Below are 20144 nucleotides of genomic sequence, written 5' to 3'. Positions count from 1 at the left end.
GATGGCACGGATCTACCGTGACGAGGACTATCGCCCCCGGCCCAGCAGACGCGGTTCCAGGCCACGAACGAAGAACCGGCCGAACCACGATGCTGCGATCGAGGGACTCGTCACCGCTGTTGACCGGGGACGCTACCGCGTGGTCGTTGCCAATGACAGCGGTGACGTCCGTGATTCCCCCGGCGCTGGCGCAACCACTTCAGATGTCACGGCTGTACGAGCCTCCCACCTGCGCAAAGACGCAGTCGTGCCCGGGGACATCGTCAAACTCGTCGGCGACACTTCGGGCGGCAAGGGGTCGCTGGCGCGCCTCGTTGAGATCACTGAGCGGCGAACACTGCTGCGTCGCAGCGCTGATGACACAGACCCGACCGAGCGGGTGATCGTCGCCAATGTCGATGTCATGGGCATCGTCACCGCAACCGAGGACCCCGAACCTTCCTACGGTCTCATCGACCGGGCCCTGACTGCGGCCTTCGACGCTGGCATCACTCCCCTGCTCATCGTCACCAAGACCGATCTGAAACCGGCCGATGGCATCATGGAGCGGTTCTCGGAGACCGGAGTGGAGATCATATCCTCAGGGCTCAGCCCCGACGGCACACTGACCGATGCGAGGGTGTTCGACCGTCTGCAGGGCCAGATCAGTGTGCTCATCGGTCATTCGGGGGTCGGCAAATCGACCCTCATGAATGCTCTCGTCCCCCGCGCTGACAGGGCCACCGGCCACGTCAATGACGTCACCGGTCGGGGTCGACACACCTCGTCTTCCGCGATCTGTCTTCGTCTTGACGGTGGCGGCTGGCTCGTGGACACCCCGGGAGTCCGCAGCTTCGGTCTGGCCCACGTCGATCGCGAGACACTGATCTCAGCCTTCCCAGAACTCGTCCAAGCCACTGCCGAGTGTCCACGCGGCTGCACCCATCAGTCCGAGGCACCGGGATGCCAACTCGACTCCTGGGTCAGCGAGGGCAAGGCCGGCCCCGGCGGAGTCTCACGGTTGGAGTCGCTGCGCAGACTGCTGCCCTCGTCTGGATAAGGTGGGAGCATGAACGATCTCGACCTGGCGACCGAACTCGCCGACCTCGCGGACTCCATCAGCAACCGTCATTTCGTGGCGCAGGACTTCACCGTCGAGACCAAACCGGATCTGACACCCGTGACCGAATGCGACCGTGCCGTGGAGACCGCGATCATGGATCGTCTCGAACGCGAACGACCGGAGGACAGTGTCCTGGGCGAAGAGTTCGGATCCCACGGAACCTCGCCGAGGCGGTGGATCATCGATCCTATCGACGGCACGAAGAACTTCGTCAGGGGCGTTCCCATCTGGGCCACTCTGATTTCCCTGTACGACGGACAGACACCGATCATCGGCATGATCTCAGCTCCTGCTCTGGGGCGACGATGGTGGGCCGAAGTCGGTCACGGAGCTTTCACCTCGGCGCTGGGAGAACCTGCGAAGCCCATCCACGTCTCTGACGTCGATGCCCTCGAAGACGCCTCGATGTCGTATGCTTCCCTCTCCGGCTGGAAGGAACTCGGCGTCCTCGACGACTTCCTTGCGCTCTGCGATTCCCTGTGGCGGACCCGAGGCTTTGGAGACTTCTACTCATACATGCTTCTGGCCGAAGGCGCCGTCGACATCGCCTGCGAACCCGAGCTGGAGCTCTACGACATGGGTGCGCTGGTACCCATCGTCGTTGAAGCAGGCGGAACGTTCACGAACACGGCCGGCGAGTCCGGACCGTTCGGCGGGAATGCCCTGGCCAGCAACTCGAAACTCCACGAACGTGCCCTCGATGCGCTGGGTCGGATCGCCCCTGCCACCCCTCAATCCCACACCTGAGCGTCAGTTTTCGACGCAACCCGAACATCTTTGACGAAGAGGGAGACAGATGCCCGATGTGATGCGTGCTGATCTGTGGCATTCAATGGCCGATGCGGCCGGACTGATCAACGCCGACGGAACGATCGGCGAGACGATTTATGGACAGATGACGGCTTTCGCGGCAGAGACCGGAGCTGTGAATTTGGGGCAGGGAGCGCCTGGAACCGATGCTCCTGCCGAACTCATCGAGGCCGCGGCAGACGCCATGCGTGAGGGCTGCAACCAGTACCCGCCGGGCCAGGGCAGTCCGGCGCTGCTCGAGGCTGTGGCTCACCAACGGCAGCGGGACTTCGGCCACGAGGTCTCACCCCAGGACGTGCTCTACACTTGTGGAGCCACAGAGGGCATCACCGCCGCGATTCTGGCTCTCCTCCCCCGGGGCGGGACGGTTCTCGCATTCGAACCGTTCTATGATTCCTACCCTGCGGCAATCGCCGCCGCCGGTGGGTCGATGATCACCGTGCCGATCTTGTCAACCGCTGAGGGCGGGTTCGAGCCCGATTGGGACATCTTCGACAATGCTGTCACTGCTGCCGGCAGCCGTCCCTCGATCATTCTCATCAATACTCCCCACAATCCGACAGGTTTCATGTTCACCGAACAGGATCTGGTTCGCATCGGTGAAGCAGCAGTCGCCGCCGACGCGTGGGTCCTGACCGACGAAGTGTACGAACAGTTGGTCCTCGACAGTACGCCACATGTGGCACCGGCCGTGGCCATGAGCGACAGCTCACGAGTCGTCACAGTCTCCTCAGCGGGAAAGTCCTGGAACGCGACCGGATGGAAGATCGGGTGGGTGATTGCTGAGCCTGAGGTCAGGCAGGCCATCCAGACGGTCAAACAGTTCCTCACGTTCACAGCAAGCGGTCCCCTGCAGGTGGGCCTGGCACGGACACTGGCCGGAGGTTCGACGTTTGTGGATGAAAATCGATCTTCACTGCAGCAGCGAGCAGACGTCCTGGTTCCGGCTTGCCGTGCTATTCCAGGGGGCATTGCATCAACGCCGGCTGCTGGGTACTTCACCGTCGTCGACTTCTCCGCCCTGACTGATCTGGACGCTTTCGAGCTCAACAACCTATTGGCTCGACGGTATTCGATAGTCGGAATTCCCGTTCCAGCCCTCTGTCGGACCGGATCCCCTGCTCACACGGCGTACAGAGCATCAATCCGCTACTCATTCTGCAAGTCTGCAGCGGATGTCGATCGCGGGGCACAGCTGTTCTACGAGCTGGCTGCCGACCTGAAGCAGAATCCCAATGCGCTGCGCAGCCAGGACTGATGCCACCAGCCCTGATCTGAACACAGAACGAAGCACCAGGCTCACACAGAGCCGGCACATATAGAGGAGGGGACGAATCGCAGTTCTGCGATTCGTCCCCTCCTCTATTCACTCCTTTTCACTGTGACCGCCACAGCGCAGATGCACCTGTGGCAGCGTCAGCGTCAGACTGTTCAGGCCTTGACGAGTTCGAGTTCAAGTTCGATCTTGATCTTGTTGGAGACGAGCAGTTCTCCACCGCCGAGGACGGCATTGAACTCCATACCGAAGTCCTTACGATCGACCTGGGCCGCAGCCGAGAGGCCCGCGACCTGGTTCTCGTTGGGATCGGTGGCAACGCCGCTGAACTCGGTGGCGAAGGTGACTTCCTTCGTCACACCGCGCATCGTGAGGTCACCGATGAGTTCGAACTCTTCATTGGAAGCAGCGTTGATCCGTGTGGACTTGAAGGTCAGCTTCGGGTTGTTCTCAGCCTCGAAGAAGTCACCGCCCTTAAGGTGACCGTCGCGCTGAGGATTGCGTGTGGTGATCGATTCGACGTCGGCCTCAGCGGCAACTGTGCTGCCTTCGAGGGTCTCACCGACGTTGACGCTGCCAGCGATGTCCTCGAAGTGTCCGCGCACCTTCGAGACGCCAGCGTGGCGTGCGGTGAATGTGAACTCGGAGTGCACTGGGTCGATGTTCCAGGTTCCTGCAGTGAGTCCCTTTGGAAGAGCAGTCATGATTTCTCCTGTTGGTTGAAATTTGAAGTACAAGAATGATTATAGTTTTTATTTCAACTACATGCAACTCAATAGACGCACTCAATTCCAGAATGGGGCGCCAGTTGAACGGCAAGCAGACATGTGTTGGACGTCACTCATAAACGGTTTGGCCCGCAGGAGACCACTCGTGTAAAGTAGAAAACACGACGCGGGGTGGAGCAGTTCGGTAGCTCGCCGGGCTCATAACCCGGAGGTCGCAAGTTCAAATCTTGCCCCCGCCACGTTGCGAATGTGTCGCGAAATCTTTCACTCGGTTTCGCGGCACATTCTTTGTCTCTGGCTCCCCGCATCCCCATGATTGGGGGTCATAGGCCAAAATGTGTGTATGGGTAGAGTGTGTCCGGCAGGCTAGCCCTGATGGTCTCACCGTGATCGCCCGTCCCACACTTTCTGGATCCCGTTACCGTCCTTGACGCTGAACGACGTCCCATACAAAGACTTTGTCTCCCGGCGACTGGCATCAGCCTCCGCGGCTGTGCGCCGAGGCTTCTTCGTCCTCGCAGCCGACGTGACGAAGTCCCACGGATCCCTCGCAGCTTCTGTCTGCAGATACAACAGCCAGTCGACTCCCCGCCCGGCATGATCGGCCGTTAGACCCTTGCAGAGTCGTAGGAACTCCTTGACGGCCCCGTTCGACCCGCCCTCTAACGGGTTCGTCGTCCGCGCGACCTTGACGCCCGCCTTCGCCAGGCCCAACCAGGTGAAAAGCTGGTCGTCACGGATCAGTCCGGCCAGGAGTCTCCACGCCCGCCTGGTCCGTAGGTGTGTGTACCACCAGGTCTGGCCCGGTCTGACGTACGAGGGTCGAGGCGTGCCGGCGTGGGCACGAGTACGGTGTTTGAGGAGGTGAATCGCCATCGCCCTGAGGATAATAGAGGCAGGGAGATTGGAAGAAGGAGATCCTCTCATACCAATGAAATACACCGACGAACCCAAAGCTCGTGCCGTCGAACTCGTCATCCATACTCAAGCCGATCCTGAGACCGCGAATGGGGCAATCACCCGCGTCGCGAACGAACTCAGCCTGAGCAAGGAGACCCTGTGAGTCTGGGTGCGCAAGAACAAGGACTCCGGCAAAGCCACGCCGGCGGAATCGGTCGACCTTGATGCCGAGAACCGTCGACTGCGCGCCGAGTTGACCGAAGCGAAACGGGCAAACCAAATACTGCGCCGGGCGTCGGCTTTCTTCGCGGCGGAGCTCGACCGCCCATCCAAGAGGGGGCACCTCCCGCTTGCGGGGGAATCGTCGGCTTCATCGACAACAACTGCGACGAGTTCGGAGTCGAGCCAATCGTGCGCGCCCTTTCAGGGACTGCTGCACGGATTGCTGTGAGCTCGTATTACGCGCTTAAGAAGCGCCTACCCTCAGCCCGTCCCCGTCAGGACCGGGAACTCATGGTCATCATCCAAGACATCTATGAGGCGAACTATTCCTGTTACGGGGCGCGGAAGATGTGGAAGGCGATCAATCGTGAGCATACCGGCCGGTTCGGTCCGGTGGCCCGGTGCACCAGCAAGAGGTTGATGCACAGGCTGGGCATCGATGGGGTTCGTACGAGACGGAAGCAGCCGACGACCGCTCCGGCCAGGGCCGAAGAATGCCCGGACGATCTCGTCATGAAGTCAACCAAACCTTCAGCAGCCCCCTTCTCCCCCGATCCCCCGGCCCTGTCCAAAACAACATCCTGCGGTGGCGACTCGGCCGTGTTGCCGGGGGAGACGTAGTGTCATCTGCATGCCGATTATGCTTCTGACTTGCGAGGACGTAGTATTTACCAAGTAAACAAACGCCGCGGGGTGGAGCAGTTCGGTAGCTCGCCGGGCTCATAACCCGGAGGTCGCAAGTTCAAATCTTGCCCCCGCCACGAAAGTCGTAGAGCCCCCATCCATTGGATGGGGGCTCTACGCATTCACCTGACCCGCGCTCCCCCGTACACATCTACTGACCTATAGCCCCCCATCGTCCGCGCCAGATCTTCAACCGCAGGTCTAGGGTGGAAGAGATACCAACGGTCACGCTCAACTTAGATGAGGGATGCAGATCATGGGAGCACAGGCGCTTATGAACACAGGGCGATTCCTACTCTATATCGGTTCAGGAGGCAACGGCTGTAACTCCACCACATTTGCAATCAGGCGGTACGGCAATGCGCAGCCCGATTGATTCTGCGAGTGCGAAGCGGCCGAGCCTCCAAGACGCAGTTCGGAGGGCTGTGAGATCTGTGCCTGCCGGATACGTGGCAATGTACGGAGACATCGCGACCATAATCAACGTCGGCCTCCGCCAGGCAGGACGCCTCGTGGGTCAGATCGCTGATGCTGCGCCGTGGTGGCGGATCATCTATGCCGACGGCACACCCAGCACCTGTCACAGTCGCTTGGCCACAGGCCTGCTGCGTCAGGAGGGAAACGAAATCCTCGGACAGCGTGTGAATTTGGCCCTCCACCGTATCAACCGTGACTAAGTGTGAACTGTGACCACGTGCCACCTGTGACTGAGTGACACCAGCGCCCAAGAGTCACCGTTAGCAAGGTTACGCTTACCTTATGCATATTACTTCCCGCGGAACCTGCGCAGTGGCCGCAACCGCTTTGTCCGTCCTCCTGCTCACCAGCGCCTGCACATCCGGCACAGAAGCTGACAGGGGTGAGGACACTGGAAAAAAGGATGTTGCTACCGGTGGTAAAGCCTTCGCAAAAGCCGATGAAGAGACCGCTGAGCTGGGAAGTGATGCTGAGCCCGGGGCATTTCCCCGCACGGTGAAACATGCCAACGGCACCACCGAGATTGAGGAAGCGCCCAAACGGGTCGTCGTGCTCGACACCGGTGAACTCGACGATGTCCTCGCCCTGGGCATCACTCCCGTCGGTATGGTCACCACCGAGGGAGCTCACCCGGTGCCCTCCTACCTGGACGATCAGGTCAAAAACGTCGACACGGTGGGCACGATCAACGAACTCGATCTCGAGGCGATTGCCGAGCTTGAGCCGGATCTCATTCTGGGCAGCCAACTGCGTGCCGACACGCTCCACGACGAACTCGAATCAATCGCACCCACGGTGTTCTCGATTCGGCCGGGGTTCCCGTGGAAGGAGAACTTCATGCTCGTCGGCGAGGCGCTGGGCATGGAGAATGAAGCCACAGACGTGCTCAATGAATATGCGAAGGCCACCGACGAACTCGACGAGACGGTCGAGGGCGAGCCGACTATCTCACTCGTGCGATTCATGCCCGACAGGTTGCGGCTCTACGGCAACAAGTCCCTCATCGGCGTCATCCTCGACGATGCCGGGCTCGCCCGTCCTGAAGCACAGGACGTTGCTGAGCTCGCGGTCGAGATCTCTCCGGAGAATCTGGACCAGGCTGGTGGAGACTACGTCTTCTACACCAGTTATGGCGACCCTGAGGCCACCGGTGAGACCGCAGCAGTCTCCGGCAGCCAATGGTCGGGGATAAAGGCAGTAGAGGACGACAGAGCCTTCCGAGTCGAAGACGACGTCTGGTTCCTCGGGTTGGGGCCAATCGGGGCGAAACAGATCGTCGATGACCTCGATGGATACCTGACAGACTGACCCGACTAAGCCGTCGCCTCCCTGAAAGGGGCGGCCCGCATGTCGGCCCCGGCACATGAGTCAGGCCCCTGGGATCCGAACGGATCCCAGGGGCCTGACTCATTCAACGTCGACCGGCGCGGGTGTCAGTTGTCCCCGCCCTTATCGGCAGGGGCACTGGCCGGAGCTGACGCTCCGTCCTTCGAACCATCCTCGGCGAGAGAAGGATCGGCTGCTACCGCATCTTCAATCGCATTCTTCAGACGATCCTGCGCCTTTCCATACTTCTCGAAGTCACCCTCCTTGAGGGCTGCGTCGGAATCCTCCATAGCCTTCTTAGCCTTCTCAAGCGCATCGTTGAGATTCTTGTCATCAGGCTTGGAGCCGGAATCGTCGTCGCTCTTGGACCCGCCCGACTTGCCTGCTGCACCGCTGTCCTCGGTACCCGCGTCGCCGGCCTTGGCACCTGAGTCGCCGCCGAAGACCTGGTCGAGGGCTTCGTCCAGGGTCGGAGCGAATCCGATGTCCTCGCCGAATGCCACCAGTACGTGCTGGAGCAGTGGGTAGGACGTGTCGCCTGCGGACCGTACGTAGACGGGCTGCACGTAGAGCAGACCGCCGCCGACGGGCAATGTGAGCAGGTTGCCGTTCTGGACTTCAGACTCACCCTGACGAAGCAGGTTCAGGCTGCGCTGAACATCCGGGGCAGTATTGAAGTTGTTCTGAGCCTGACCTGGTCCGGGCACCGTCGTGTTACGCGGCAGCTGCAGAAGCCTGAGCTTGCCGTATCCTTCTGCAACCTCTCCCTTGGAACCGCCGGCATCGGCATCTGCTGACAGGAAGCCGGTCAAGTTGTTCCGTGCCTGCCCCTCAGAGGAGCGTGCAGGAATATAGGAGCTCGTCAGAGAGAACGACGGGGACTTCTGGCCCGGCATCTGCAGGGTCATGTAGAACGGAGGCTGAGTCAGACCGCTGTTGGCCTTCTTCGTCGGATCCGTCGGCAGCGTCCAGAAGTCCTGGCCGGTGTAGAACTCGCTGGCCGAAGTCACGTGGTACTTCGTGAGCAGATCACGCTGCACTTTGAACAGGTCTTCCGGATATCGCACGTGGTTCATCAGGTCGCCCGACATCTCGGACGAGGGTTTGATGAGATCCGGGAAGATCTTCATCCACGTCTTGAGAACAGGATCCTTCTTGTCCCACTGGAACATGTCGACCTTGCCGTCATAGGCATCGACAGTGATCTTCACCGAGTTCCGAATGTAGTTGACCTCTTCATCCGGAAGTGTCGCCACGGAGTTGGGCGCAGTTGCCGTCACCGAATCCTCGGTGGCCTCCTGCAGCGGCTGAGGCGTCGAATACGGGTAGTCCTTTGCTGTTGTGTAGCCGTCAAGGATCCACTTGATCTTGCCGTCGACGATAGCCGGGTACGGGTCTCCATCGATCTTGAGGAACGGTGCCAGCTTCTGCACGCGTTCACGCGGATGGCGTTCGTAGAGGATCTGGGACTTCTCGTTGACCGCGTCGGAGAGCAGGATCTGCTCGTCCTGATATTTCAGAGCGTAGGCGAGACGGTTGAAGAGTCCACCCACGGATGGCCCGCCGTCACCGGTGAACGTGTTGTTCACCTGGCCCGAACCACTATCCTCATCGGACGGGTAGTCCAGCTCTCGAGGAGTTGTGTCCTTCTCGCCGCCGACGATCGAGTAGTCCGGTGAATCCTCACCGAAGTACACGCGCGGTTCGTATTTCGGGAACTCTCCCTTGGGCGGAATGTCGGATTCCATGAACACCGGTTCACCATCGGGGTTACGCTGATTGCCGTTGGCGGCGACAACACCGAACCCGTGCGTGTAGACGATTGCACGGTTGTACCAGCTCTGGTTGTTCACCGAGTCCGGAGCCAATTCACGCACCGCGATCACGGTGTCGCGCTTCTCACCGTCGATGTTGTAGCGATCGACGTCGAGCTGTTCGGGGAAGGAGTAGTAGGGCCTGACCTGCTGGAGCTGGCGGAACGTGTCCGATACCAAGTTGGGGTCGAGGAGACGAATCGATGCAGCAGTCTCAGCGTCTTCGCGCAATGCACCTTTCTCACCACTGGTGCTCGGTTCGTAGGGAGTGACATCCACGTCATCGAAGTCGAAGGCGTCACGGGTCGCATCGATGTTGTGCTGAATGTATTCAGATTCCAGGCTCTGCTGGGACGGAGCGACTTGGAACTGCTGAACCATCGCGGGATAGGCGATGATCGAAATGCCACCGAGGACGATGAGTGTGGCGGTCGCAATGAGCGAGATCCGCCAGTTTCCCTTCCACGCCGTATAGACGAACAGCAACGCCACAAGCACCGCTGCGATCGCGACTATGGCCATGGCCGGAAGTGCCGCCCTGTCATCGGTGAAGGTCACTCCGGGAACAATGCCACCCGTCGAAGTCAGTCGTTCGTACCGGGCAAGCCAGAGACGGCCTGCCTGAACGAGGACCAGGGCGGCAACGGTGATTCCCAGCTGCCACTGGGCGGTCTTCGTCAGGATGACGCCCTTCTGCTCTCCCGGGCGGATACCGCCGAAGAGATAATGTCCGACGAGTGCAGCGATGAGCGACAGCAGCACCGCCATCCCCACCTGGTCCCCGATCAATCGCAGGCCGGGCAGGACGAAGACGAAGAACGACTTGTCCATCCCGAACTGGGCATCCTGCGAGCCGAACGAGGTCGAATTCATCCACTGCAAGACGGTGTTCCAGTGCGCCGAGGCGGTGATTCCGCTGAGCAGGCCGACGACCGCTGGGATCGCGAAGGTCGCGACCTTCCGAAGCGGCTCGATTGCTTCACGGTACCGATCGAGGTTCTCCTGGCGCGGGGTTGTCGGCGCATACACCGGGCGATTGCTGAAGGCCAGATGCAGGCTCAGCCACACCGGGACCGCCATGATGACGAATCCGGCGAGGAAGGTGAGTCCGCGGGTGAACCACATGGTGCGGAAAACCTGTGAAGCATCGATCTGCTTGAACCACAGAACTTCGGTGTACACCTGTGTGAACGCGATGAAAGCGACGAGCAGAATCGCCACTGACACAAGAGTGAGCAGCAGAGGCGAACGTCTGGGCCGGTTCGTCGGCATTCGTGCGGAGGTGGGTGAGGACGGAGAGCTCACTACTGCCCTTTCTCGTTGTTGTCGGCGCCGCTGGCCGGACACTTCTTCAGATCTGAAGTGTCTCCAGCTGCGTAATGTTCCACGGCGTTCTGCGCATCATCGAGATTATCGATTCGCGCCACCGTGATTTTGGATTGATCGGCAGCCTCGATGACTTCTGCGCAGTTGTCTGCGGGGGAAAGGAAGAGTTTCGCCCCCTGCTCAGTCGAGGCCGCTACCTTCTGTCGGGCACCACCGATGGGGCCCACTTTTCCTGCAGGATCGATCTCGCCGGTTCCTGCCACATGCTTACCACCGGTCATCGCCCCGGGTGTGAGTTCGTCGATGATCGCCAATGCGAACATGGTGCCGGCAGATGGGCCGCCGATACCCTCAACATTGAATGCCACGTCTACGGGGAATTTGAAGTCCTGTTTCATACTGATGCCGATGGCTTTGCGACCATCGATCGGCTCAGGTTTCAGCGCGACGTCGATCTTCTTACCCCCGCGTTCGACGACGAGGTCAACCGAGTCAGAGGACTGTACCGTCTCGCTCATGATCTGTGCGGCTGCAGGGTCGGAACCCAACTTTTTGCCGTTGACGGACATGATCCGATCGTCCTTGCGCAGTTTCGCCTCGGCGGGAGAGTCGGGAACTACGTCGCCGACGAGAAGATGAACCTCGTACGGCTTGTCCAGCTGTCCCATTGCGGCCGCAACGGCCACATCCTGACTGGATGACATCTCCACCGCGTTGGTGGCCGCCACGTCTTCCCTCGTCGTGTCGAGTGGGTAGTAGGCCTCGGTGGGGATGACTGTTTCCTTGCCGTGGAGCAGAGCGCCGAGGGCCTGCGAAGCATAGGTGTCACGACCCGGGCCGCCGCTAACAGCCACCGTGAGCATGTCGATGCGACCATCGGTCGGGTAGGTTTTGGCGCCGGTGACGTGGATCATGGGTTTGCCCTGATAGTCACCGAGGGTGTTGAAGACCGGGCCGGGCAGCTGCAACATGTATGGCACCGGCAGCAGAACTGCCAGAGCGATGAGGAGATAGGTCATGACCCCTGAAGTCGTGGTCAGACGTGGGGCGCGTCGGCGAGCGTTGCCACGCGTCGGTGCTTCGGGCACCGGCACGGCCCGAGGAGTATTAGCTGTCATGTGTTCCTTTCGCTGCACCGCCCGACCAGTCTAGTTGAAACCTGACCGTGAGTTTCACAGACTCCTTTCGCCCGGTGCGAACATCCTCCGAAACCTCCCGGAATTGGGAAGCTTCCCACATCCGGAACCGTTAACGTATAGGACAAACCGATTCTTGGGGGCATTGAGAAAATGAGCGATGACAATAACAACGAACAGAATCCGTTCGAGCAGATCTTCGGAATGCTCTTCGGAGCCAACGGTCCCGGGGCCGGTCAGGGCGAAGACAAGGACGGCAACGCCGGTCCGCAGGGCTTCCAGATCGATCCCGCGATGATGTCGACGATCATGAATCAGATGCAAGGTCTCTTCGGGCAGGGCGCCGACTCTCAGGCGCAGGCGACGCAGATCGCGAAGAAGGCGATCCCGACTCCTGACCCCGCTGTGGGCGAGGAATCTGCTAAGGCAACCACAGACGCCTTCCGACTTGCCGAACTCTGGCTCGCCGAAGCCACCGAGTTCTCCGTGGCCAACCGAGCAGCCCGCACACTCACCCGCGAGGACTGGGTCAGCGAGACCATGCCCGGGTGGCAGAAATTCGTGCTCCCGATCAAGGAGAACATGTCCACTGCCCTGACAGGGGCACTGGAGACTCAGATGCCGGCAGAGATGAAGGGAATCCTCGCAGGTGCCTCTTCGATGTTCGGCTCGATGAGCGATTCGATGTTCGCAATGCAGATCGGTCAGGCCGTGGGCGCGTTGTCGGAGAGCGTGCTGACCGGCACCGAGGTGGGACTGCCCCTATTGCCGCAGGACAGTGCAGTGCTCGTGGAGACCAACGTGGAGAAGTTCGCGTCTGAGATCGACGTTGACGCTTCGGAAGTCCGGATCTACCTGGCCGCCCAAGAGCTCGCACATCTTGCACTGTTCGAACGGGCCCCGTGGCTCAGTGCACAGGTAGAAGCTGCGTTGACACGCTATGCGCAGGGTCTGAAGGTCGATACCTCACAGATCGAGGACATGGCCTCACAGATCGATCCATCCAACATCTCCGACCTCAGTGACAATATCCGCCAGGGACTGTTCAATCCCCCGACGACCGAGGATCAGAAGAAGGCACTGACGAATCTGGAGAACCTCCTCGCGGTCATCGCGGGATGGGTCGACGTCGTCGTCTACTCCGCATGTGCTCATCTTCCGGGACGCGACCAGATCCGTGAGGCTCTGCGCCGCCGTCGAGCCACCGCGGGCCCTGCTGAGAAGACGTTCTCAACCTTGGTCGGCCTGCAATTCAATCCACGGCGTCTGCGTGATGCTGCGGCGCTGTTCGGATACCTCGAGACGCAGGGAGGCACAGAGGCCAGAGACAAGGTGTTCTCACACCCCGACCTTCTGCCCACAACACAGGATCTCGACGATCCGTTGGGATACTCCGAACGTCGAAATGCCGAATGGACCAGCGAATCAACTCTTGACGAGGCCTTGAACCGTATTCTCGCCGAAGGTATTGAAGGTACCGAAACCAGCGGGGACTCGGAACCGCAGAACAACGCCGGATCCGACGCTAGTTCCGACTCCGACACCAGCTCGAGCTCCGACACCGACGATGGGTCAGACGAGGGTGATGAGACTGGCGGCCGCAGCGAGAGCTGAATGATCCATCTCGAGACCGCCCGTGCCGAGGTCGGCGCCACGTCGGCACCGTCTGATTTCACGCTCGATTTCGAGCGCCTCTTCACCGCCGTCGGCGCCTCAGCGCTGCAACGCGAGGCTGGTGCTGAGCATGTCACTGCCAGTTGCCTCGTCTTCGACCCGGACACGGAGTCCGTGCTCCTCAACCACCACCGCAAGGCCGGTCTCTGGGGTCAGTTCGGGGGTCACCTCGAGGCCGAAGACGACAGTCTGCGTTCTGCGGCCCGCAGAGAGGCCATGGAGGAGAGCGGACTGAGTCGGCTGACCTGGTTCTCCCCCGCCCCGATCGATCTCCATGTGCATGATCTCTCGGCCTCCTTCGGTGCGTGCGAACGTCACTTCGACGTGGTGTTCGCCGCTATCGCGTCTGTGGACCAGGTTCCAGTCGTCTCCGACGAGTCTCTGGCAGTGAAGTGGTTCCCTCTCACTGCCCTGCCGACCGCGTTGATGCCCGACCTCATTGTGCGACTGCCGGAACTCTATCGGGGAGGTGTGGAAGCACGACAGGTCAGCGACCGCCGCCACGACTGAATTGCTCTCCTGCACTGAAGCCCTCTAGATAGAGCTTCGCCTCTGCCTGACGGGGGTGCCTGTCCGCCAACTCATGGAATGCCTTGTTGTGCGGTCCGACCTGCAGATGAGCTAGCTCATGGACGATGACGGTCTCCAGCACCCAACGAGGCACGGCCTGCAGACGGTGGGAGACCCTGATGTCTCCTGACGAGGTCGTCGTCGATGCCCACCGACTGATGTTCTGATTTGTCACCCACCTGATCGACTGCGGACGCAGACGCCCATCGAAATAGCGGGCGTTCATCTCATCTGCCACAGCGACGAGGTCCGACGCCGAAGAATGGTCCCTGGCCGCGAGGCGATTGAACAGATCGGTCAACGAGCGAATGTTGTGTTCCACGCTGTATCGCACAGGCGTGCTGAGAACGTAGGTATCGACTTCCTTCGAAACCGAAATGGTCTTCTTGCGGCGCGCGGAGCGACGCACTTCGATCTCCCCACGGGCGATAGCCCGCAGCACATCTTCTTCGGTCCATCTGTGTAGAGTTGCCACAGACCCATCATAGGAAATTCGTCAGCCGTCGAATCACCTGTCTCTACTTGTGAGTTTCCTGAGTATCGTCATTTCGACAGCCCCGTGGGGCTGTCCCCAGGCCGAATCATCCATGGAGACCGCTGTATGCGGAAGTGACCTACGGTTTCGCTCTCCCCGGAGTCCCAAATTCAATCATTCAAGGCACCTTTTCTCCACAACTCAGGGCGACATATCCACAGGTTATCCACACTCTGTTGACTGGTCTGTGGATGAACCGACATTGACGGGGCGGCAAATGCAGAATAGGTTCTATGATTGACCCCGGAAAACCCGGAGATGCGTGCGGAAGGGGAAGCTGCACGAGTCTCCGCGAGCGCCTGGGGCACAAAGCGGTTGAGGGCACGTCGGGATGCATTTTCCGGCTTGCCCTCGACTGTTTTCCACAGGGTTTTCCACAGTTCCATCTCGTCCATGGCGGATGCTCTCCACCTTCACTACTGTGGAAGTCCGAAGGGTTCGAGGTGAGGTGGAGACATGTTCCGGATTTTTCCCAGTGTGCCGATCACGTGGCGGTCGCCATCGTGTGTGCAGTTCGGCGTCGATGATCCTGTCCTCATCGACGGTCTCCTGCCCGCAGATGTCACCCTCGTCGAGGAACTCCGAATGGGTGTCGGTTCGGCCCAGTACTATTCGCGGGCACAGGATCTCGGTGCCGACCTGGGCCGGGCGAGTTCGTTGATCACCTTGCTCGACGAAGCAGGAGTGCTGGTTCCCGACGATTCCGATGCCGTGCTGGTGACGAAGAGTTCGCCGCTGTTGGCGACTGCACAGATCTTCGCCCTATCCCCCGATCGTGTGTCGAGGCTCCTCGGCGAATCGCCGATCGTGGTGCTGGGCCCGCTGCGAGCAGTCACCGAGCAGTATCTCTCAGCCTCCGGATTCGCCATCGCAGAGCAGCGCCGCGTCGAGGAGCTCGATCTGCTGTCCTCACCGCTGGTGATCACGACGTCCTACCTCGTCCCGGATATACACGTCGCAACTTGGCTCACAGATCACGAAGTTCCCTATTGCCAGGTGGTGATCGGGGAGTATTCTCTCGAGGTCACTGGCCTCATCCGTCCGGGAACGACACCGTGCGCCGTCTGTGCGTGCCTGCGGAAGAAGGACGCCGATGATTCCTGGTTGGACCAGTATTCCCACGTTCGAGCACTCCCCGACAGAGAAAGTCTCAGCGATCCCCTGTCACGTGTGCTCGGCGCACTCAACGTCGTCCAGGTCCTCAGACGATCGCTGTTGCAGCCCGATACAGAACCGGTGAATAGAAACGTCTCACTGGCCACAGGGATCGGCACGGACGAGAGTCTGGCTTTCCATCCCCGCTGCCAATGTCGAGTATCTGTACCGCACTTCGACCTAATCGACGAGCAGGCTCAATAGTCCTGACCCGTAGAGTTCGAGTTTGGTGGCTCCGACACCTGGGATCTTCGCCAATGCAGTCATGTCCTGGGGCCTGATCTCTGCAATCGCAGAGATGGATGTGTCGGTGAGAACGAGGTAGGGAGGCAGACCCTGTTCCAAACCGACGCGTGCCCGCCACCGGCGCAGTCGGTCAAGGAGTTCGAGGTCGATGTCGGGTGGGCAGTCGGCACACCGTGACAGGGCCCGGTCGACTTGGGAGACGAGCACCTTGCCGCATGATCGACAACGGTTCATCGCCACCGTGGTCGAAGTGCGACGGCCGTGACCTGCAGATGGATCAATGCGACCGAGCTCGCTGAGGAATCGGGACGGCTTACGCGGTCGCTGCCTGGAATCATGGCGTGACTGTGACCAGCTCAAGCTGAGATCTCTGCCCGCACGGGTCAGCGCCACATAGAATAGGCGACGCTCCTCAGCGACCGTTCGCGGCGTCTGGGCGTAGCTGATGGGCAACAGGCCCTCACTGAGTCCGACGAGGTGCACACTGTCCCATTCGAGGCCCTTTGCGGCGTGGAACGAGGCCAGGGTGACGCCTTCGATATCGGGAGCGAATTGGTGTTCGGCGCGATCGCTGAGATCAGCGAGAAAAGTTTCTAGAGGCACCGGCAGTTCAGATCCTGCTTGGAGCGTCCCCGCCAGATCAACCAGAGCCTTCAGTGATTCCCATTTCTGTCGACTTGCACCTGCTGCAGGCGGTTTGGTCGAGTATCCCAGGGACACCAGCACCTCGGCGACGACCTCAGGCAGGGATCTGCCACTTGAGGTGGCACGGGCCGCCTTGAGCATAAGAATGGCTTCTTTGACTTCCTTACGCGCGAAGTACCGTTCTCCTCCGCGCAGAACATACGGGATTCCGGCTGCGGCCAGAGCCTGCTCGTAGGCGGGACTCTGACCATTCGTGCGGAACAGAACTGCGATGTTGCGCGGACGACGACCGGCATTAACCTCGGCGGAGATGGCCTTGACGACCCCAACGGCTTCAGCATCATCGGTCGGGTACTCAGTCATGACCGGCGCTTGGCCTTCAGGGTTGTCGGTGCGCAAGGTCAATGCGGTCCGCGATGTGTGGCGAAGCAGGTTATTCGCCGTGGACACAATCGCCTTCGATGACCGATAGTTGCGAACCAGTTGGATCGTCGTCGACGTGGGCAATGAGGCATCGAGTGTCCCCAGCAGTGAAGAATCTGCTCCGGCGAACGAATAGATCGTCTGGGCCGGGTCACCGACGACGCAGAGGTTGTCCCGTGGCCCCAGCCAGCGCGAGAGGACATCGTATTGGAGGGGCGAAACGTCCTGAAACTCATCGACGACGAAGTGTCGGTACTGATCGCGAATGTCTGCTGCGATTGCGGGATACTCGGCGAGGACTCCGTCCAGAACAAGCAGAACGTCTTCGAAGTCCATGAGACGCCCGCGTGTCTTCGCTTCACTGTACGCCTCGAAGATGCGCACCATGTCCTCAACACTCAATGTGCCGGGAAGATCGCGCGTAGCGGCGTGGGTGGCATAGTCGTCGACCCCGAGGAGCGACGCGGCAGCGAATTCGAGTTCGGAGGCCACGTCCCGATTCAATTCCCGGCTGGTCTCGATGCCCATTCCCTGCAGCACTGACCCCAGGATTCCGGCTTTGTTGTCAATGATTCGGGGGAAGTCACCTGTTGCGAAGCGATCCCAGAAGAAGCGCAGCTGGCGCAGAGCAGCGGAGTGAAAGGTCCGGGCCTGGACCGCGGGTACACCGAGGTCACGCAGGCGCGAGCGCATCTCCCCTGCGGCCTTGGCCGTAAAGGTCAGGGCCAGAACATGGTTAGGAGGGAACACCTCGGTGGCGATGCCGTAGGCGATACGATGGGTCATCGCACGGGTCTTGCCTGTCCCGGCGCCTGCCAGAACGATCACCGGTGTAGAGAATTGGGTGGCGACCTCCTTCTGCTCGTCGTCGAGGGCATCGAGCAGTGCTACGGCCTGAGCATTCAAATGTTGTCCAACCAGCTGTAAAGGACCTGCCCGGCGATCGATACGAGTCCGGGGGCACGGACCGTGCCGCTTTCGATGGCTGCGTGCAGCTCTTCCCGGGTGAACCATGTCAGTGTGGCGATCTCTGCCTCATCGGCAGCGAATTCGAGGCTTGGGGCTTCAGCTGAGAAGCCGAGCATCAGTGAACACGGAAACGGCCAGGGTTGGGATCCGAGGTACTGCGGATTCCTCACTTCGACATGAGCTTCTTCGAACACTTCGCGAATGACAGCGCGTTCAAGGGTCTCACCGGGTTCGACGAAACCAGCCAGCAGGGAGAAGCGGTCGGCCTCCCAGGCCGCGTTGTTGCCCAGCAGCACTCTTTCGACCCCGTCCTCATCTGTGTTGATGATGAGGACGATGACGGCTGGGTCAGTGCGGGGGAAATGTTCGCTGTCATTCTCGGGGTCCGATCTCACCCAGCCTCCCATGGTTGGTCGGGTGGGCAGTCCGGTGCGGGGCGAGAACTGGTGGGCTCTGTGCCAATTGCCCAGGCTCACGATCTCACAAGCCAGGGACACCTGCACGTCGTCGAGCGATTCTGCCAATTGGCGCAGGGGCAACCAGACCGGCTCGGCGCTGTCGATGCCCTCTCCCGGTGCGGTCAGCAGGTCTGTGGCGTCGCGTGCCCGCCACGTCGCCAGCGACGTATCGAGTTGACTGCGGCCGGAATCATCGAGAGAGACTCCGATGTACTGGTGTCCTTCACCATCGCGACCGAGATAGATCTCGGTTTGGCCTCCCGGCACCAAATCTGGATCACTGATGAACAGACCCCCCGACGCCACGAGGAGTGAACCACGATGTTCGAACACGGGTTTTGCTCCGCTGGCCCACAGTTTTTCCAGGTCACCGTCTTGGCCACGAGAAAGATGGTCGCGATCGATTCCATGACGGGCCAGACTGATCGGTTTCACGGGTGGCAGTGGCTTCATGTCCTCCACGATAACTCAGGGTCCTGACGCGAGAAGTGTGGGTGCTGACACGCTCAACGGCCAAATCTTCTGTCTCCGGCCGTGCCAGACGGTAGATTGGGGAGGGTGAATACCAAGGCGCTCAAGTTGGCAGCTGTCGCGGCAACGATGCTCGACGACTTTTCCCCGACGGAATGGGTCCCCCTACCGTCGTTGGGACTGGGAATCAGAGTTCTGCTCGACGATGGTCAGCAGCAGTTGGTGGCGACAGCACAGACAAGCCTCGATCGGTCAGCAGACACCGGTTCGGCTGCCGAAGCAGCTCGAATCTACGACATGATGTATCCGCATGCCGGATTCGTCTGGCCTCATCTGCGCGCCATCACCGAGGTTGAGCCTGCATACTTCGACACGTCTGCACCGATCACTGTGACCCTGATCGACCCCCTGCCTGGTGCCCCTGTGGGTGATCAGGCCATTGCAGACGTCGCTCGAGCTAGTTCCTTGGCACAGGCTCTGGCCACCGTACATTCGGCAGCACCAGAATCGATTTCCGAGGCGGGTTTCCCCGTCGAGGACCCCTCACGGTTCCAGTTTCAGATCCTCGAGAGGCTCGACCAGGCCGCGGCCACAGGTCGGGTGCCAGCTGATCTGCTCCAGCATTGGGAAGAGGAGTTTGAGAAGGTCTCTCTCTGGCGCTTCCTCGCCACCCCCATCCACGGTGCGATCGACGAAACCAGTGTCTACACCGATCAGGAACGCGTACTCGCGCTGTCGGGAATCGAGCGTATGCGGGTCTCAGACCCTGCCATCGATTTGGCTGCAGCCTCGGCGCTGATCGATCCTGCTGCTGTTCCGTCCTTCTTCAGCGAGTACAGAAACTCCCGACCACGGGCCGACGAACATGTCATCACCCGTGCCGAGCTGTTGGCCGAATTCGCCGTTCTCGACTGGTTGCTCGAAGCAGTAGATTCCGGCGATGAGGAGGCAATTCAGGACGCAGGTGAACTTCTGTCCTCGTTCAACGATGTCCTGTTCGCCAAAGACGATGCCCAGCCTGCTGCCACTCCCCCGGAACCAGCAGCCGCAGACACGGTCCACGACCCAGTTCACACGGAGGCTGTGCCGCCCGAAGAGCCCGAGTCGGAGACTGAAGACATCATCGACAAGGATGCCGCATCGGACGACGGTGAACCGACCGGGGGAATTCCTCGCCCCTCAAACTGAGCTGTTCCT

The 20144-nt window shown here is 60.4% G+C and carries 20 protein-coding genes and 2 tRNA genes; 14 read left to right on the top strand and 8 right to left on the bottom strand.

Translation table 11 applies throughout. From position 1 onward, the window contains the following. Position 1: 1 nt before the first annotated feature. From rsgA to INT40_RS10175, 3 genes are read left to right on the top strand one after another with little or no spacing between them, the layout of a single operon-like run. Positions 2–1039 (top strand): ribosome small subunit-dependent GTPase A, encoded by a 1038-nt coding sequence (gene rsgA, locus INT40_RS10185; RefSeq protein ID WP_193070647.1) that lies wholly within the window; start codon positions 2–4, stop codon positions 1037–1039. 9 nt (positions 1040–1048) lie between these two features. Next, positions 1049–1849 (top strand): histidinol-phosphatase, encoded by an 801-nt coding sequence (gene hisN, locus INT40_RS10180; RefSeq protein ID WP_101572461.1) that lies wholly within the window; start codon positions 1049–1051, stop codon positions 1847–1849. Between the two features lie 49 nt (positions 1850–1898). Then, a complete protein-coding gene (locus tag INT40_RS10175) occupies positions 1899–3170 on the top strand; it encodes an aminotransferase class I/II-fold pyridoxal phosphate-dependent enzyme (protein ID WP_193070648.1) in 1272 nt (423 codons plus the stop codon). Positions 3171–3343: 173 nt separating this feature from the next. Here the strand turns inward: INT40_RS10175 and INT40_RS10170 are convergent, their stop codons facing one another. After that, entirely contained in the window at positions 3344–3892 is a 549-nt protein-coding gene (locus INT40_RS10170) for a YceI family protein (RefSeq protein WP_101572465.1), read from the bottom strand. A gap of 189 nt (positions 3893–4081) precedes the next feature. On the opposite strand from INT40_RS10170, the gene INT40_RS10165 reads away from it, so the two are divergent. Further along, positions 4082–4155, top strand: a tRNA-Met gene (locus INT40_RS10165). A gap of 142 nt (positions 4156–4297) precedes the next feature. Here the strand turns inward: INT40_RS10165 and INT40_RS10160 are convergent. Beyond that, positions 4298–4792 (bottom strand): hypothetical protein, encoded by a 495-nt coding sequence (locus INT40_RS10160; protein ID WP_193070649.1) that lies wholly within the window; start codon positions 4790–4792, stop codon positions 4298–4300. 55 nt (positions 4793–4847) lie between these two features. On the opposite strand from INT40_RS10160, the gene INT40_RS20930 reads away from it, so the two are divergent. The 6 genes from INT40_RS20930 (at position 4848) to INT40_RS10135 (ending at position 7507) form a co-directional block, all read left to right on the top strand. Next, complete coding sequence (locus tag INT40_RS20930; protein ID WP_257930165.1) at positions 4848–4979, top strand: hypothetical protein; 132 nt, start codon at positions 4848–4850, stop codon at positions 4977–4979. Positions 4980–4985: 6 nt separating this feature from the next. After that, positions 4986–5267 carry a hypothetical protein gene (locus INT40_RS10155; protein WP_180958979.1) on the top strand — a complete coding sequence of 94 codons (282 nt, stop codon included), beginning with the start codon at positions 4986–4988 and terminating at the stop codon, positions 5265–5267. Beyond that, positions 5264–5659 (top strand): IS3 family transposase, encoded by a 396-nt coding sequence (locus INT40_RS10150; protein ID WP_145997431.1) that lies wholly within the window; start codon positions 5264–5266, stop codon positions 5657–5659. Before INT40_RS10155 ends, INT40_RS10150 begins: the two co-directional genes overlap by 4 nt. Positions 5660–5725: 66 nt before the next feature. Further along, positions 5726–5799: transfer RNA gene (locus INT40_RS10145), tRNA-Met, on the top strand. A 282-nt stretch (positions 5800–6081) separates the two neighbouring features. Further along, entirely contained in the window at positions 6082–6399 is a 318-nt protein-coding gene (locus INT40_RS10140) for an MGMT family protein (RefSeq protein ID WP_101572471.1), read from the top strand. An 82-nt stretch (positions 6400–6481) separates the two neighbouring features. Then, a complete protein-coding gene (locus INT40_RS10135) occupies positions 6482–7507 on the top strand; it encodes an ABC transporter substrate-binding protein (RefSeq protein WP_101572473.1) in 1026 nt (341 codons plus the stop codon). 125 nt (positions 7508–7632) lie between these two features. Here the strand turns inward: INT40_RS10135 and INT40_RS10130 are convergent, their stop codons facing one another. Together INT40_RS10130 and INT40_RS10125 are read right to left on the bottom strand one after the other, a co-directional pair. After that, positions 7633–10611 carry a UPF0182 family protein gene (locus tag INT40_RS10130; protein WP_226831113.1) on the bottom strand — a complete coding sequence of 993 codons (2979 nt, stop codon included), beginning with the start codon at positions 10609–10611 and terminating at the stop codon, positions 7633–7635. A gap of 32 nt (positions 10612–10643) precedes the next feature. Beyond that, a complete protein-coding gene (locus INT40_RS10125; protein WP_101572477.1) occupies positions 10644–11783 on the bottom strand; it encodes a PDZ domain-containing protein in 1140 nt (379 codons plus the stop codon). A gap of 171 nt (positions 11784–11954) precedes the next feature. Between INT40_RS10125 and INT40_RS10120 the strand changes: the two genes are divergently transcribed. Beyond that, entirely contained in the window at positions 11955–13415 is a 1461-nt protein-coding gene (locus tag INT40_RS10120; protein ID WP_101572479.1) for a zinc-dependent metalloprotease, read from the top strand. Then, positions 13416–13985, top strand: coding sequence for an NUDIX hydrolase (locus INT40_RS10115; protein ID WP_193096028.1), 570 nt, complete (start codon positions 13416–13418; stop codon positions 13983–13985). On the opposite strand, the gene INT40_RS10110 is transcribed toward INT40_RS10115, so the two are convergent. Together INT40_RS10110 and INT40_RS10105 are read right to left on the bottom strand one after the other, a co-directional pair. Continuing rightward, the gene (locus INT40_RS10110; RefSeq protein ID WP_101572484.1) at positions 13963–14520 is read right to left on the bottom strand and encodes a M48 family metallopeptidase; all 558 of its coding nucleotides are present in this window, start codon (positions 14518–14520) and stop codon (positions 13963–13965) included. The genes INT40_RS10115 and INT40_RS10110 overlap by 23 nt on opposite strands. Before the next feature lie 170 nt (positions 14521–14690). Then, positions 14691–14975 carry a hypothetical protein gene (locus tag INT40_RS10105; RefSeq protein WP_193070650.1) on the bottom strand — a complete coding sequence of 95 codons (285 nt, stop codon included), beginning with the start codon at positions 14973–14975 and terminating at the stop codon, positions 14691–14693. Positions 14976–15036: 61 nt separating this feature from the next. Here INT40_RS10105 and INT40_RS10100 point away from each other — a divergent pair, with 61 nt between their 5' ends. Continuing rightward, complete coding sequence (locus INT40_RS10100; protein WP_193070651.1) at positions 15037–15939, top strand: hypothetical protein; 903 nt, start codon at positions 15037–15039, stop codon at positions 15937–15939. Here the strand turns inward: INT40_RS10100 and INT40_RS10095 are convergent. Then, a complete protein-coding gene (locus INT40_RS10095; RefSeq protein WP_193070652.1) occupies positions 15916–17955 on the bottom strand; it encodes an ATP-dependent DNA helicase UvrD2 in 2040 nt (679 codons plus the stop codon). The genes INT40_RS10100 and INT40_RS10095 overlap by 24 nt on opposite strands. Continuing rightward, entirely contained in the window at positions 17952–18929 is a 978-nt protein-coding gene (nudC, locus tag INT40_RS10090) for an NAD(+) diphosphatase (protein WP_193070653.1), read from the bottom strand. The genes INT40_RS10095 and nudC overlap by 4 nt, the downstream gene beginning before the upstream one ends. Positions 18930–19034: 105 nt before the next feature. Between nudC and INT40_RS10085 the strand changes: the two genes are divergently transcribed. Further along, positions 19035–20135, top strand: coding sequence for an aminoglycoside phosphotransferase (locus INT40_RS10085; protein WP_193070654.1), 1101 nt, complete (start codon positions 19035–19037; stop codon positions 20133–20135). Positions 20136–20144: the final 9 nt, after the last annotated feature.

The organism is Brevibacterium sp. FME17, assembly GCF_014897515.1.
In the GTDB taxonomy this organism is placed as follows: domain Bacteria; phylum Actinomycetota; class Actinomycetes; order Actinomycetales; family Brevibacteriaceae; genus Brevibacterium.
The sequence above is the reverse complement of the archived record's forward strand: the minus strand, read 5'-3'. Positions and strand labels throughout refer to the sequence as shown.